The organism is Companilactobacillus ginsenosidimutans (assembly GCF_001050475.1).
Taxonomy (GTDB): Bacteria; Bacillota; Bacilli; order Lactobacillales; family Lactobacillaceae; genus Companilactobacillus; species Companilactobacillus ginsenosidimutans.
Genome location: NZ_CP012034.1, coordinates 1391928 through 1408101 on the forward strand (window position 1 = coordinate 1391928; position 16174 = coordinate 1408101).

General features: G+C 38.1%; 14 protein-coding genes. 7 read left to right on the forward strand and 7 right to left on the reverse strand.

The genetic code is table 11. From position 1 onward, the window contains the following. Positions 1-4 precede the first annotated feature (4 nt). Complete coding sequence (locus ABM34_RS07195; protein ID WP_048704602.1) at positions 5-694, reverse strand: VIT1/CCC1 transporter family protein; 690 nt, start codon at positions 692-694, stop codon at positions 5-7. Positions 695-977: 283 nt separating this feature from the next. Between ABM34_RS07195 and ABM34_RS07200 the strand changes: the two genes are divergently transcribed. After that, the gene (locus ABM34_RS07200; RefSeq protein ID WP_048704603.1) at positions 978-1439 is read left to right on the forward strand and encodes a Fur family transcriptional regulator; all 462 of its coding nucleotides are present in this window, start codon (positions 978-980) and stop codon (positions 1437-1439) included. A 355-nt stretch (positions 1440-1794) separates the two neighbouring features. On the opposite strand, the gene ABM34_RS07205 is transcribed toward ABM34_RS07200, so the two are convergent. Beyond that, on the reverse strand, positions 1795-2433 hold the full coding sequence (locus tag ABM34_RS07205; RefSeq protein WP_048704605.1) for an FMN-dependent NADH-azoreductase: 639 nt from the start codon (positions 2431-2433) through the stop codon (positions 1795-1797). A gap of 45 nt (positions 2434-2478) precedes the next feature. On the opposite strand from ABM34_RS07205, the gene ABM34_RS07210 reads away from it, so the two are divergent. Together ABM34_RS07210 and ABM34_RS07215 are read left to right on the forward strand one after the other, a co-directional pair. Continuing rightward, complete coding sequence (locus ABM34_RS07210) at positions 2479-3831, forward strand: aminotransferase-like domain-containing protein (RefSeq protein WP_048704606.1); 1353 nt, start codon at positions 2479-2481, stop codon at positions 3829-3831. A gap of 163 nt (positions 3832-3994) precedes the next feature. Next, positions 3995-5017, forward strand: a complete 1023-nt coding sequence (locus ABM34_RS07215; protein ID WP_048704608.1) for an LCP family protein — start codon at positions 3995-3997, stop codon at positions 5015-5017. A gap of 314 nt (positions 5018-5331) precedes the next feature. On the opposite strand, the gene ABM34_RS07220 is transcribed toward ABM34_RS07215, so the two are convergent. After that, the gene (locus ABM34_RS07220; RefSeq protein WP_048704610.1) at positions 5332-6339 is read right to left on the reverse strand and encodes an NADP-dependent oxidoreductase; all 1008 of its coding nucleotides are present in this window, start codon (positions 6337-6339) and stop codon (positions 5332-5334) included. 144 nt (positions 6340-6483) lie between these two features. Between ABM34_RS07220 and ABM34_RS07225 the strand changes: the two genes are divergently transcribed. Next, complete coding sequence (locus ABM34_RS07225) at positions 6484-7302, forward strand: helix-turn-helix domain-containing protein (RefSeq protein WP_048704612.1); 819 nt, start codon at positions 6484-6486, stop codon at positions 7300-7302. A gap of 70 nt (positions 7303-7372) precedes the next feature. On the opposite strand, the gene ABM34_RS07230 is transcribed toward ABM34_RS07225, so the two are convergent. Further along, positions 7373-7975 (reverse strand): NAD(P)H-binding protein, encoded by a 603-nt coding sequence (locus tag ABM34_RS07230; RefSeq protein WP_048704614.1) that lies wholly within the window; start codon positions 7973-7975, stop codon positions 7373-7375. Positions 7976-8159: 184 nt separating this feature from the next. Here ABM34_RS07230 and ABM34_RS07235 point away from each other — a divergent pair, with 184 nt between their 5' ends. After that, positions 8160-8579 carry a MerR family transcriptional regulator gene (locus ABM34_RS07235; protein ID WP_083988276.1) on the forward strand — a complete coding sequence of 140 codons (420 nt, stop codon included), beginning with the start codon at positions 8160-8162 and terminating at the stop codon, positions 8577-8579. Between the two features lie 546 nt (positions 8580-9125). Next, entirely contained in the window at positions 9126-10424 is a 1299-nt protein-coding gene (locus tag ABM34_RS13515) for a glycoside hydrolase family 73 protein (RefSeq protein WP_053084455.1), read from the forward strand. Positions 10425-10469: 45 nt separating this feature from the next. Here the strand turns inward: ABM34_RS13515 and ABM34_RS07245 are convergent, their stop codons facing one another. From ABM34_RS07245 to ABM34_RS07260, 3 genes are all read right to left on the reverse strand, one after another. Beyond that, on the reverse strand, positions 10470-11246 hold the full coding sequence (locus ABM34_RS07245) for a hypothetical protein (protein WP_048704615.1): 777 nt from the start codon (positions 11244-11246) through the stop codon (positions 10470-10472). A gap of 518 nt (positions 11247-11764) precedes the next feature. Next, a complete protein-coding gene (locus tag ABM34_RS07255; protein WP_048704619.1) occupies positions 11765-12550 on the reverse strand; it encodes a glucose-1-dehydrogenase in 786 nt (261 codons plus the stop codon). Between the two features lie 633 nt (positions 12551-13183). Next, the gene (locus tag ABM34_RS07260; protein ID WP_048704621.1) at positions 13184-14047 is read right to left on the reverse strand and encodes an aldo/keto reductase; all 864 of its coding nucleotides are present in this window, start codon (positions 14045-14047) and stop codon (positions 13184-13186) included. Positions 14048-14239: 192 nt separating this feature from the next. On the opposite strand from ABM34_RS07260, the gene ABM34_RS07265 reads away from it, so the two are divergent. Beyond that, positions 14240-16081, forward strand: coding sequence for an FAD-binding protein (locus ABM34_RS07265; RefSeq protein WP_048704622.1), 1842 nt, complete (start codon positions 14240-14242; stop codon positions 16079-16081). Positions 16082-16174: the final 93 nt, after the last annotated feature.

Genomic DNA, 16174 nt, shown 5'->3' on the forward strand with positions numbered 1-16174 from the left:
CCTATTAGTGTGCGAACAACAATCCAATTCCATATGTGACGATCATTGTTAATAATCCTGAAACTACATTTCTCAAGACGGCACGAGATTTATTTGCATTACCTAATGCTGCGGCTGAATATCCGGTAATTACTAATGCGATAACGACGGCAATTACTGTCGCAACTAATTTAATTCTCTCTGGAAAAAGTGTAATTGATAATAGTGGGAGTAATGATCCGGTTGGAAATGAAATCATTGACGCTAAAGCTGCGGCGATGGCGCTAGTTTTTTCTTTAGGATTAAATCCATAACGTTCTCTGACTGCTGTGTCAAGTTGATCTCCGTCTAACATCTCGGTTGTAGCTTTCGCGGCGAGTTCACCTGGGATTCCAGTATTCTGATATTTATTTTTAATAAAATCAAATTCCTCTTGATAATGTGAATCGAGAGCAGATTTTTCTTTTAAAACAGCCATTTTCTCTGAATCTCTTTGGGTACTTACTGATACCCATTCGCCCATTGCCATTGAAATTGTTCCGGCTAACATTCCGGCGATCCCGGCTAAAAATATTGCATAATTATTATTTGTGGCACCGGCAACACCGATGACAATACCTGCTACTGAAACAATGCCATCATTAGCACCCATAACACTGGCACGCATAACATTAATTTTTTCAGCAAGGCTTCTATTCTTCTTGGCTTTTTCCATTTTTCTCGCCCCTTTACACCGTTAATCTTATTTGAGTTCGAATAAAATTGAATTGATTCTAATCAAGTTTTAAAGCTACATTGGAATGGTTCTTATCTGTTAGCGACTCTATATTAACCTTATGACCAATAAATGTAAACTATTAATCACTGGTTTATAAAAGATTTTTCTGATAAATAAACATTAAAGTGTACTGACTTACAATTAAGAAGTATAATCATCTTGTAATCATTATCGATAAGAAAAATTAATAATCATTGATAATAAGAAAGGAAGTACTCTTATGGCTACGAAGAATGTTGCAGACGAGACTTTAAAGGTTTTAAAAGACAACAAGTTGCGTGTCACTCCACAGCGTCATGTAATTTTGTCATATCTTGCTAGTCATCATAATCATCCATCAGTTGACACGATTCACGCTGCTTTAAATAAGGAGCTTCCCAATTTAGGTGCATCAACCATTTACAACACATTGAATACATTCGTTGAACGAGGACTCGTCATTGAACTTCAAAATGGCGATGGAAGTACTCATTACGATTATTTCGGAACTCCCCACTACCACGCTATTTGTACTAACTGTGGAAAAATTGTTGATGTTTCATATGAGGGATTTGGCAAAGATGAGAAGGAATTCGAAAAGAAAACTGCTGAGTTATCTGGGTATATGATCTCTGGTAATCATATGGAGGTTTACGGTTTGTGTCCTGAGTGTCAGATTAAGCTTGGAATTTCTCGAGGTTAGGTTGGTGTTAAAAGCAGATGTGCGAAAACTGCCGGTTCCGGAAGGAAATAGATTTTTTGGCTGGAACGCTGCCGGGATCGTTTGAAGCTATTTCAAAGTTCGAAATATCTCCAAAGCGACCCTTTCACTAAGCTGACTTCGTCAGCAAAGTGAAATTTGGCGGCTGAGCCAAAATCTATTTCCTTCCTCCACCTAGTTCTCACTCTGTTTATAAGCTTGGTGGTATTCTAAGCTTTATCTTTTTGGGTGTGGATTTGGTTTTTATATGTAAATTTGTTAAAAATTGAGTACAAAAAAAATAAGGTCGAAAACAAAATTTATTGTTTTCGACCTTATTTTTTGTTCTATTTCATATTCACTTTGTTACGCTACCCTCTGGTACTTCATCCCTCGCTAACGCATCGGTTAGATAGTGTGTTATTTCTTGCATTGCTTTTTCTACTATTGCTGATCTGTTACTTCCTACTAGATCCATGCCCTGGGCTCTTATTAATTTCATTTGTATTATTCCCATGAAATTCATTATGGTTCTTATGTAGTTTGGGGCGAAGTCGGCGTTTACGTATTTTAAATCATGCTCATAGTCACTTCCGCTGGATTGGATGTAGGCTACTTTTTGATGTCCGTCTAATAGGCCTACCGATCCCTCTGCCGTGTATTTGAAGGTTTTCTTCGCTATGAATATGTTATCTATGTAATCTTTTAATTTTGTTACTACATTGAAATTGTGTAGTGGCATCATTATTAGGATTAAGTCGGATCTTTTCCATTGGTTTATTAGTTTATCTTGGATTGGCTCGACTATTTCTGGATGATTTAATGTTTCTGCTGAAATTTCCGGAATATTGTTTTTAGGATTGTAAAGTTCTAACTCTTCAATTTCGTCTTCTGGAGCAAGTTTGTTAATCATTTCGATGCTGTGTTTTTCTAGTTTATTAATCGTTCTAGCTGGATTATTGTAATCTGGATGTGCATTTATAATTAAAACCTTCATATTGTTATTACCTTTCTAGTACAATTTATTTGAGGTGGTGATCTAATGTTCCATATTAACCGAGATAGTCATGAACAAATTTATCTACAATTGTATCGACAATTACGTGCGGAAATTGAAACTGGTGTCCGTCTTCCTACGCAAGCTGTACCGAGCACTCGATTTTTGGCAAAGTCTCTTTCCGTCAGTCGAAATACTGTCGACCATGCATTCCAAGACTTAGTAGCTGAAGGTTATTTGGAAAGTAGGCCGGGTGCTGGATATCATGTCGCCACTCACCTTCCAATTTTTTCAGCTCAGTCCAACATTACTGATCAAGAGCCTCTTCAAGAAAAATTTATATACGATTTCACTGATGATTATGATCGCATGACTTTATTTCCAAAACGAGCTTGGCTTGATGCTGAACAAAGTATGATGCTCGGTGGTTTGACTCATATTCAACCAGCAAATGGAGATTTACAATATCGAGAGCAACTAGTAAATTACTTGGCACGATTGAAAAATATTGATGTTGACGCTGACCAAATTGTTGTTACGAATGGATTCAACGAAGCTGCGGGAATTATTGCGAATCTAATTCCTAACTTGGCTGAAAATAAAATTGCTGTGGCAAATCCAATTGCTCCAAATGCTAGTGGCATCTGGAATCGGCTAGGTGTCGATGTCATAGACTTTGACGATATCGATTGTTTGCCTGAAGCATCAGCATACGTAATTTGTCCGACTCATAATTTTCCAGATGGGCATGGTCTTGATAACGATGAGCGTCAAACTTTTTCAAAATGGCTGATTAAAAATAACCGTTACTTGATTGAACTCGATACTGATGGAACACTGATTTATGATGGTAATCAGACTCCAGCAATCCATCACTTTTTGGATGGTCGAAAGAGTTTCTACTATACTAATTACGACGATACTTTAGGATCTGCTCTATGCATGGGGATTCTTGTTTTGCCAAAAGAACTGCTCCCCATTTATAAAGAAAAGTATGGAAAACTTCCCAATCGAAATTCTTTATGGCAGCAACAAATTCTTAGTCGTATGATTGCTAACGATTCTTTGGAAAGGTATATTCGACAATTAACAATTGTTTATCGTAACCGACGTGAGTTATTAATTGCTTCTTTAAAAAAGAGTCTGGGGTCAAAAATTGAATTTACTGGCACGAATACTGGTACATTTATTGTGGCTAAGCTTCAAACAGACCAATCAATCTCCAAACTAATTCGGTCTGCCAGTGAAGTTGGTGTTGGAATTGTTAATCCCGACCGATGTTGGCATAACCAGCCTAAAGATGATAAAAGCATCATCATGAGTTTCCGACAAGTTGACGATGATAAAATTATCGATGGAGTCAAGGCTTTGGCAGAAGTTTGGGACCAGTTGCTTTGAACACAAGTACTAGTTTAGATTGTTTAAGGGATTTTCAAAGGTCCAGTTAGTAAATTATTCAGGGTGCCAGTTTTGAAAATATTACTCAATTTGCTTTCCTGGTACAAAATATTCTATAATTACATCTTCAGATGACACGTTAATTTAAGGTGGGAATATTTATATGAAACACATAAAAAGAATTCTAATTGCTCTTGGAGTTGTTATTGTTATTGCTCTGATTGCTGGATTCAGTTATTACAAGAGTATCGACAACGCCCTTGATGGTATTCATACTAGTAAAACTAGTGCTTCAAATAAGATTCAAAATGGTAAACCTTTTTCAATTTTACTTTTAGGTGCCGATACTGGTGCTGATGGTCGTACTGACCGTGGAATGTCCGATACTATTATTGTTATTACAGTTAATCCAAAAACTGATAAAGCTACTATGTATTCTGTTCCTCGTGACACTTTGGCCGAAATGGTTGGTGACAAGAAGAAAAATGTTCAAAAAATCAACGCCGCGTACAATATTGGTAAGAGCACCATGGCAAAAAATTCTATTAGTGAATTATTGAATGTTCCCATCGATTACAGTATGGCAGTTGATATGAACGCTATTAAAACCACTGTCGATTATGTCGGTGGAATCGATGTCGATTCTCCAATGAAGGTTAGTTTTGACGGAGTAACTATTCAAAAAGGTAAGCATCATTTGAATGGTAAAGAAGCTCTCACTTATGCACGTATGAGATATCAAGATCCCCGTGGCGACTATGGTCGTCAACAACGTCAACAACAAGTTTTGAAAGCCGTTGTTAAGAAACTTAAGACTCCTGAATATCTGGTAAAATTGCCCGGTCTGATTAAAAAATTAGGTGTTGACGTCAATACCGACTTAACGGATAAGGAAATCAGACAAATACCAATGAAATATCACAGTGTTTCAACTGATTTCGATACTGGTCACTTGCAAGGTAAGACCGCTTGGATCAACGGTAGTTCTTATCAAGTTGCTCCAACTAATAATCTTCAAGATGGTTCTGACACATTGAGAACATCCCTCGGATTATCTACTGAAACAATTAGTAATACTGAAACCACTTTGAACAAGTTGAATGGTAAATTCTTTAAAAATAATGACGATACTGATTATGATACAAATGGTTTGAATACTACTTATTACACAAATAATACTCATTAGACACAAAAACAGCCGAGAAAATTTTCTCGACTGTTTTTTATTAATTAGCTTTATATACATCATTCCTTTTTGATGCTTTAACCACACCAATTTTGACTTAACAAAACGATAAGTGTTTGGCATTGACCGTGCGAATATAACTGTTGCATAATCAGTAATCGAATTGAAGCATCTGCGTTTGGGGTTAGAGTCTGTATCTACTTTGAATACTGCAGCAAGACTTTGAGATGTTAGGGAGAATCCAATTTTTGAAAATAGCAGTACCTCCTGAACATTATAATAATTTCGATATCATTTACACCCACTATAGTCTATTAGTCTGAAACTTTTATTAAAACTTTTCCCTTTGGACGACCAGAGGTAATTAGTTTGAGGGCATCATTAATATCATCTAAAGTAAATTCAGTTGGATCAACTGCTGGAACAATATTGTTATCTTCAATTATTTTGGTAATTTTCTTAAGTTGTTCGCCATCACTGCGGACAAATATAAATCTATAACTAGCACCCTTTTTAGCAGCAGCATTATCAAATTTCTTACCATTCATTGAGAATAAAAAGCTTTTGACAAATCCAAAATCACGATCTTTTGCAAACTGTTTGTTTGGTCCCATGATTAGAGAAAGCAAACGTCCACCTGGTTTGATTACCGAAAGTTCGTGGTTAAGTTCTTGAACACCACGTGTATCAATAACTAAATCAACATCTTTCAATTTTTCCCAGTAGTTTTCAGTTTTATAATCTAGATATTCATCAGCGCCAATCGCAATTGTGCGTTCTTTTTGTGCACCACTACCTGTGACGATAACGTGCAGTCCCATGTCTTTAGCAATGGGAATTGCCATTTGACCAAATGAACCTGACCCACCGGGAATAAGCACCGTTTGACCAGCATGGGCGTTGAGTTCTTCATGTAATCCTTGATAAGCTGTTAATCCGGTTAAAGGCGCCGCAGCACCGTTTTGTGGATTTAAATTCTTAGGTAATAAAGCAATTGCATCGCTATCAACGGCAACAAATTCGGCAAAGCCACCACCAGTTTTAATTGGTAATCGACTATAAATCACATCCCCAACTTTGAAGGCATTAACCTTCGAACCAATTTCTACAATTTCACCTGTTATTTCATTTCCCATTGTATGTGGCATTTTATAGTTTTGAATAATTTTGACGCTACCAGTACCAATCAAGTTTTCCAGCGGATTGACAGCAGCGTATTTCACTTGAACCAATGCTTCTGTATCGGAAATTTTTGGTGTAGGTATATCTCTAACAGTCAATTGATAATTTTTATTATACGAATCTAATTGTGCAGCTTTCATGGGCTCTCCTTCATTTGGTGACAAACTAGTCATTATGTTACTTGTTGAAACAAATATACACCTTCTGGTTACAAATCACAATATTTGTTACCAGTAAGTTTCTATGATAAACTTCGATTAATTACAAAACACAGAGGCTGTATATTGGAAAAATTAGGAACACTTCTTAAATCAATTAGACATGACCAGCATCAGACTCAGAAATCTGTCGCTAGTGGTATTTGCTCACAATCAATGTTGTCAGCTATTGAAAATAACGAATACTTACCAAACGCTGCGATTTTTATTCAGTTGGCGAAAAGATTGAATATCGATCTCAACCAAATTGGTTTGGCTAATAATTTTGATATTAGCTCCCAAAAAAATTTTAACGACACCCTATCCAAATTGTGTGGAGAACATAAGTATCAACAGTTACTGGATTTTCTTCAACAAGATGAGGTCATTGACCAACTCGAAGAAGGTACCCAAACTCAAGCCTACTATTACTATTTGGCGGTTGCGCAAATGCAAACTGGCCACACGGATGACGCCTTTACCTCTGGAAAACTTTCCATAGCTGAAGCTAATGATCGTGAACCCAGTACTCTTACGCGCTTGGCATATATTTCTTTGGCGTATGCGCACGCAACTCAACATAAGGGTAAATTGGCGCGTGCAAATCAAGACTTAGCTTTCAATAATTTGGAAAAATTGAAATATGACGAAGATCAGAACATCTTGTTCTACTTGGCGGCATTAATTGATTATGAGCTGCAGGATTATGAAGGCTCTGCAAACAAGCTCAAGGACGGCATCAAGTTTATCACTAGTCACAACTCACATTACATGCTGGCTAACTCATATTATTTGCTGTCACTGATTGCCGAGAAATTGAACAACGATGTCGAGAAGATTGAAGCTTCAAAGCGTTCAAACTTATTCACAGATTTATATGAGGAAAATGTTTTTGAAGATATATAAACCAAAATCGTCGTCCTATAGTTAGGTCTGGAAACGAAAAAAAGGTCGTGACATTGTCACAACCTTTTTGTTATTTCCTATTAATTCCTAAGCTATCACGCAATCCTAGTTTTGGATCATGTGCCAATCTCACTACTAAATCAGCGATACTGGTAATTGAAACATCATGTCCACCAAAGGGTTCACCCTTCTTAGTGATTTCATAATCGGTGTCGTCACTGTTATCAAACCAACCAGGACGGATAACTGTGTAGTCCAAATCTGAAGCTTCAATAATATCTGCAGCTTTACGATACGAGCTGAGCATTGGGTTAGAATTCAAGTTTCCTCCACCCATTGAAGCAGGAATCTCGTTGTAAATTCCCATTGATGTGATGAACAAAAGACGTTTAACGTCTGACTTGTCCATGGCAGTAACGATTGATTGTGCCATCGTACCCAAATTTCCACTTAAGGCTGCGAATACAACATCCTGTCCCTCTAAGGCTTGTGCTAGAACAGCTTGATCAGTTACATCACCAGAAATAGTTTTCTCACGATCTGGATTCACCTTACGCAATCTGGCTGCATGTCTAGCCATTAAAGTTAGCTTGTCATCTGTGTTTTGCAAAAAATAACTTCTAGTTGTGCTACCTACGGAACCAGTGGCTCCAATAATCAATACATTAGTCATAATCATGACCTCCTCTTATTAACAAAATTCATTATATTACCTTATAGTTGGTGTAAGGCAACAGTTATTTTAAATATTTTTGAAAAAAGTTTTATTTACTTATGCCACCATATTGACATCACATATATCAGTTGTACAATTACTTCATTATTACAGTTAGTCGAAGTAGAAAGAAGTGTTTAATTTGGCAACATATACTGTTCAACAAGTAGCTAAAAAAATGGATCTTACAACTTATACTGTTCGTTATTATCATGATCACGGGTTACTTCCTTTTGTAAAACGTGATAAGAACAACAATCGTGTTTTTGATGATGCAGATCTTGAATGGGTTAAATTGATTACGTGTTTGCGTGCAACTGGTATGCCTTTGGACCAAATCAAGCAATATTTTGACTTGGTTATTGAGGGTGAAGATACTGTTCCTGAGCGTTATCAGATTATGCTTAAGCAACAACAGAAAACTCTTGATGAGATTAATGAGTTACAAAATCATTTGAAAACTATTAATTTCAAGGTTGCTCATTATGCGGATTTGTTGATTAATCATCAGCCCGATTCGTTTGAGCCTTCTAACATTCGAGAAAAATCTGCCGAAAAATAGGTTTTGGGGCGGTTCACTGTCGACTGCGAAGGGAAATCGATTTCTGACCTGGAACGTGGTGGGCACAATTTGAAACCATCTCATAGTGCGAGATGTTTCCAAACTTGGCCTTTGAGGTAAGTCGGGACGGTTCCCCGACTAACTCAAATTTCACCACTGAGGTCAAATCGATTTCCCTTCTCCGTCTGGTTCTCCGCGTAACTTTTTTTCTGGTATTTTCTGGATGTTTGTTTATTTTGTTTTATGTAATATTTTGGTTTTTTATTTGATATCGATATCTTTTATTTGAAAATATCAAAAGATTCAGGAATTTAAATCATTATTTCACGTTCCTGGAGACTGCCCTTCGGTGGTCTCCTCTTTTTTTATTCATTTTTTCAATTTTTTTGGAACATATGATTTCGATTACATATTCGCATAAGCTTATTAATATTATAATAAATTACAACCATGTGAACATCACTTTACAATACGTCGTGTTCTGTTGAAGCTGGCTTTAAATTTTTGTATTCTGTAACAGCAAAGAAATGCAGGAGGAGAAATTAAATGCGTAAAAACTTGCTACTAACTAGTGTTGCGGTGTTAAATACTTTAGCAACAGTGGCTGTACCTAGTGTTGTTTCTGCTGAAACTACTGATACAGATCAAAATACAAATAATGAAACTGAAGTTACACCTACTAAGGAAGATACTTCTGACAGTGATGCTGTTATTACTGAGGCTTCTGAAGATCCAGATGTGGCTACTGGTAATGGTGCGGCTAATACTATTGTGGGACCTCATGTTGATAAAGCTGATCCTACTGTGGCTCACTCTATGGATATGGAAGGTCTTGAAGCTGCTGAAGCTAATGTTTTATCACGTTCATGGTCTTCTCAACAACGTTGGGCTGAATCAGTTGGACCTATGGCTCAACGTTCAGCTCAAAGATATAACTTATATGCTTCAGTTATGATGGCTCAAGCTATTATTGAATCTGGCTGGGGTGGATCAGCTTTAGCGTTGCCACCTAACCATAACCTTTTCGGTATTAAAGGTAGTTACAATGGCCAATCAGTTTATATGAGAACAGCTGAATATAGTTCAACTTATGGTTGGTACTATATCAATGCTGCTTTTGCCAAATACCCTACTTATGAAGAATCATTCAACGATAACGGTGTAAAACTTCGTTATGGTTTAACTTGGAATGGTGCTTTCTACAAAGGTACTTGGAAAGAAAATACTCGTTCATACCGTGATGCTACTGCTTGGTTGCAAGGTCGTTACGCTACTGCACCTAACTATGCTTCAGTATTGAATAACATCATCGACTCATATGATTTAACAAGATGGGACTCTAAACCAGTTCCTCAAGAACCAGAAGTTGATGCGGGTATGGATGCACCACTTAATGGTGAATTCTTCAACTATGAAGATATCGGTACAATCAAAAACGCTAATGGCGCCAAAATGTATGTTCAGGCTGACCCAAATTATCCTACAAAACGTACATTACCAAATGGATCAAACTGGCGTGTAACTGGTAAAGTTCTTTCAAACCAAGGTGAACTTTACTTCCGTGTTTCAACTAAAGAATACGTTAAGGCTGCAGATATTCAATTGAAATCTTCAACTGAAGGCGAGACAACACACAAGATTATCAAGGCTACTAACCCTGATAGTTATGCCGTTCCACTCGTATCTTTCCATGAAAACAACAAGATGAAAGATAGTAATCGTGGTTTAGCTAACGACAATTACTGGGCTGTTGATAAGACTCGTGTCGTAGATGGTCACACTTATTATCGTGTTTCTACTAATGAATGGATCAAAGATACATACGCTACAATTACACAAGGTTAAGATAAAAAAAATTCGACTTAGATCATTTGATCTAGTCGAATTTTTTTATGCAAACTTTGGATTTGCTGTTCTGATTAAATTTGGATATATCAAGGAAAGACGCTTGTATGCCGCATCGACATCACTTGGAATGTCCACGTGTAAGATGAAGTTCTCACCTTTTGGACCATATCCATTTTCATCGTCTGTTAACCTGGATATTTCTCCAAGTAAAAGACTGATATAGTGCTCCATTGACCACATGCCAGGAATCTTTTCGGTAAATTGAAGTTCTCCATTTACTTCTTCAACCTCTGCTTGATACGTTGAGAAATCAGTCACTAAGACATTGGGAGCCATTTTGTTCATTCTGGCTGTCATTCTCAACATCATCGTTGAATCTTGCATCATTAAAATCGTCTGTAGGTTTATTTTGTGTACGTCTAGGAGACTGAGCAAATTATCTATATTGTTACCACAGTTAGTCGACTTTGTTTCTAAACAATCTGCTTGAACATTATATTTATGTTGGATATACCTCTGAAAAATTTCCGCTTCTGACATCCCTGTTATATCTAGTTCGGGATATAGTTCGTTTACCACTTTAATCAAATCGGGTGTTGTGTGACCTGCGCCCCCTACTATTACGTAGTGCTTTGCAATTTGATTTTTGATTGCTTGAGCAAATAGATTTCCGCCAGTTATGATACTGCCACCAAACAGTACACAGACATCGAATCTTGTTACTCCGTATTGAGATTTTAGAGTTTCAACTTCTAGATTTGGGATATCTCTTTGGGATAGAAAGTTGGCTATTTTGTTGATGTCTTGGGATTTTGTCATGGGTTTGGTGGCTCCTTTGGGGTTTTGTACACTATAGCAGATTTTGGGTATGAAAAACCAAGATTGTGGTTTGGACAATCTTGACTTTTGTTTGGGTGGTTGGTTAATTTTAAACTATAGCTTTGGTTTACACTATTCTGAGTTTGTTGTGAACTCCAAATAATCTTCTTGTGCTGAACATTTTTTTGACTATGATTATTTTCTCTTGGTTCACTTTCATGTAGCGGAAACGTTAAAAACAAAACTGACCCACACATATAAGTCGTCCAGAGCTGCGGGGGTGTTACGCACCCCTCTGCTTGAATTTTTAAGTGAAATCTTGATTGGTGATATCGGTTTTGAGCGACTTTTTGAATATGATTATATTCTCTTGGTTCACTTTCATGTAGCGGAAACGCTAAAAAACAAACTGGACACTGCGTGTAAGCTGGACAAAGCTGCGGGGCGTTACGCGCCCTCTCCGCTGTGTCGCATCTTACACTCCGTGCCCAAGTGCGTTTGTTTTTTGGCTCTATTTTTTATCCTTCCCCATCTTTAAAAGCGGGATAAAGTGTCATCCCTCCATCGATAAACAGTGTAATTCCTGTTACGTAGCTGGATTCGTCTGATGCTAGCCAGGCTGCTCCTGCTGCTACTTCTTCTGGGGTTCCTATTCTGTTCATTGGTACCATTGATACTGTTTTGTCGTATTGTTTCTTGTCGGCAAACTTTTCGGCGTTGATTGGTGTGTTAATGGCTCCTGGGCCGATGGCGTTTACTCTTACGTTTTGGTTGGCGTATTCCATTGCGATTGTCTTGGTGAATAGTTTTACACTACCTTTTGCGGCGGCATAACTGGCAAATGTTGGCCATGGGATTGCTTCGTGGACTGACGACATGTTGATGATGTTTCCTTTTTTATTATTTTTTACAAAATAATCTAGGGCAACTTTTGATCCGAGGAATACTCCTGTTTGGTCGACTGCTGTCACTTTATTCCAGTCATCGAGACTCAATTCATGAGTTGGTGACTTGATTTCCATTCCGGCGTTGTTGATCCAAATGTCCATGCCGCCGAAGTTTTCGACAGCAGCATCCAAAAGGGCTTTTGCTCCTTCTTCAGTACTGATGTCGGCTTGGACAATTGCTGCTTTTCCGCCCTCGTCGGTGACTGATTTGGCAGCTGATTCTGCACCTGCTTTATCACTGTGGTAGTTGATTACAACGGACATTTTTTCTTGTCCGAAACGCTTGGCAATGGCGTGCCCGATTCCCTTTGATCCGCCAGTTACGACGGCTACTTTTCCATTCAAATCTGTGTACATAGGATTCCCTCTCTTCTTTTACTTGGTATGTTCGGTTCTATTAGATGATATGCCGGCTGTTTTGTCAACGAAATTGCCACATATCTTTTGAACGAAGCTTATAGTAGACCTTCCAGTTAGGTCGAAGGCAACAACTTTTTTGAAAAAAGTTTTATTTGCTTGGAATTTAGTTTTGCGGTGGTGAGTTTTTGTTGTGATAGTCAAAAAGACATTCAAAGTTCGAATGTCTTTTTTTCGTGATTAAATTCGTATTTATCGGTCACTTGAGTTTGTAGGTGTTAGTTGTGACTGTTTTAATGATTGTTAATTTTAGTTTAGTGATTCGCTCCCCTTGATTACTGTGGAAACGCTAAAAACAAAACTGGGGCACACATATAAGTCGTCCAGAGCTTCGGGGGTGTTACGTACTCCTATGATTGGAAATTGAGGTGAACTTATTATTTGTGGGATTGGTTTTGAATGATTTTTTGAGTATGATTGGTTTTACTTTGTTCACTTTTATGTAGCGGAAACGCTAAAAATCACACTCAACACTGCACACAAGGCGCCCAGAGCTGCGGGGGTGTTACGCACCCCTCTCCGCTATGGTCGTCTTGTGCTCCGTGTTGAAGGGCGTGTGATTTTTGGCTCTTTTTATTCTTGGTGTCCATTATGCCACATGTCAACGGCGGTATCTGATAAGCTATTTAGTTTTTCCATATCTTCCTCAGAAATCTTGAAGTCGAGTTTTGCGTTGTCGAGGATGTGTTCTTTGTGGGTTGCCTTTGGCAGTGGTAGAGCTCCGTTTTGAATTACAAATTGGATTGCTAGTTGAGCTACACTGGCTTTATATTTTTCTGCGATGCGTTCTACTGTTGGGTTGCTTAGCATTCTACCTGTTGCTAGTGGTGAATATGCTTCTACTAGAATGTCGTTTTCTTTAGCATATGCAGAAATCTTTGGTTCTGTGTATCCTACGTAATATTGGATTTGGTCAACTGCTGGTTTTACGTTTGAGTTGTCGATCAATGCTTTCATGTCTCTGACATTAAAGTTTGACACGCCGATTGACTTAACTTTTCCTGTTGCTAGGATTTCTTCCATTGCTTTCCAAATTTCTTGGTTGGCTTTGTCATATTTTGCAGGATCAGCTGGTACGTTACCCATTTCTTGCCATGGGAATGGTGCGTGAATTAAGTACAAGTCAAGGTAGTCGATATCTAGATTGTTGAAAGTTGTTTCAAAATCCTTCTTGGCACCTTCATATGTCTTTGTTTCACCAGGCAATTTTGATGTGACGTAAATTTGGTCACGGGGAATTCCTGAGTCACGGACAGCTTGTCCCACTTCTTTTTCATTTCCATATGCTAAAGCAGTATCGATATGACGATATCCGGCTTCCAAGGCGTCAAGAACTGATTGGCGAGTCTTTTCAGCAGGCATTTGCCATGTACCAAAAGCTACTTTAGGAATTTCTAAACCATTGTTTAATGTGTATGTTTCATCTAATTTTGTCATTTATTAACCCTCTTTCGATCAATTTCAATATCAATCGTATACCTTCGACCATACTCGAACGCAACATTTATTTCAAAAATATATTTTTTCTCATTTATCGAATCCTTTATTTTTATAAAATTTAGCGTAAAATTGATGTTGTAAAGGTTTTCACAAACTGTGAATTCAAGAATATTTTTTGGAGGAATTATAATGGTTAGTCAACATGATATAGGTCGTTGGGACGCTTCCTACGACGTTGTAGTTTTAGGATTTGGTGGAGCAGGTGCCACTGCTGCCCGTTTTGCAGCGGATGATGGAGCAAAGACACTATTAGTCGATTCAGCCCCAGAAGGCCACGAAGGTGGTAACACTCGTTACGCCGCACAACTAATTAACTGCGGTGACAATTTTGACGGTGAAAAAGAATATTATAAGAACTTAACTAAGCCAATGGACTTAGATGAAGACATGATCGACACATACGTTGAGGGTATGGTCGATATGCCAAATTATTTAACAAAATATCTCGGTGTCGAATCCCCAATCAACGCCAAAGACAAATTTTCAGCCGACTCAATCTTTGCTTCAATGATTGCTGAATACCCCGAATATGGCGGCAGTGAAGCCAACAATTACTTGATGGTTCATGACGGGATTTTCGATGCTGCCCTATGGAAAATTTTGCGTCAAAAAGTATTGGACCGTGCGGATATGATTGATGTTTGGTATAAGTCTCCAGCTCAACATTTGATTCAAGATCCTATCACAAAAGAAGTTATTGGTGTTCAAATTGAGCGTGAGCATGTTGTCCGTAATATCCGTGCTAAGAATGGTGTCATTATGACCATGGGTGGTTTCGAAAACAACAAGCAAATGATGCAAGATTATACTGGCGCATTTAAGGCCGCACCACTTGGCTCAATTTACAATAAGGGTGACGGTGTCAAAATGGCTGAGGAAATCGGTGCAGACATGTGGCACATGCACAACTATGAATCACTAGGATTGCTTCACGGACTAGCATTTGATGTTCCTGAAGGAACTCGCGCACAGTTAATCCTCAGCTTCCCAGAAATTGTTAATGGTAGTGTAATTACTGTTGGTGATGATGGTAGCCGTTACTTCGACGAAAGTACATCAAATCGTCACGGTCACATTTTCCAAAATGGTCACTGGCGTGTTCCTGCAACAAATGTACATCCCTACTTAATTTTCGATCAAGCACAATACGATAGAATTAAAGCTGCTAAAGATTTACCATACAAGGACTTCTTTAACGTACTGACAAAAGCCGATAGCATCAAAGATTTAGCAAAACTAATTGATGTTAACCCTAAGACATTGAACAAGACAGTTAAAAACTTCAATCAATTCGCCGAAAATGGCACAGATTATGCTTGGGGACGTGATCCAGAATCAATGATTGCCTTCTCAGATGGTCCTTTCTATGCCGCACCATTGACACACAACGTTTTGAACACACAAGGTGGAGCTCGTCGTAATACACACGCCGAAGTTCTCGACCCAAGTGGCAACTTAATTCCACATCTATACAGTGCCGGTGAATTTGGTGGTATCAACGCCAACGAATATCAAGGTGGTCAAAACCTTGCTGAATGCCTTATTTTCGGTAAAATAGCTGGAGAAAACGCTGCTGTACCAAAGGCAACTTATCAAACGACTGCACCTGCAGAAAATAATCAACCTGCAGAACCAGTCGCTGTAGCAGTCAACTTAGGTAGTGATGCCAAGCCTAACAACGAAGAATTCACAACTGCTGACAACCAATACTTAGGTAAAAGTAATTCTGGTATGGGTGGCGAAGTAGTCGTCAGAGTCACAGTTGATGATGGTAGCAACATCCAAAATGTTGAAATCCTTCAACAAAGCGAAAGCGATGATGTTGCCTCAGACGCACTTGCAGAACTACCAAAGAGAATCGTTGATCAAAATACTTACGATGTTGATTCAATTTCCGGAGCATCAGCCTCAAGTCGTGCTATTAAAGACGCTGTAAAAGATGCACTATCAAAAGCAAATCAACCTGCATAAGATGTAAAATTGCTCGATAAGCCTAGCTTACCGGGCTTTTTATTTTCTCCAAAATAATTTATATACATGATATATATAGTGCTATATTTATAG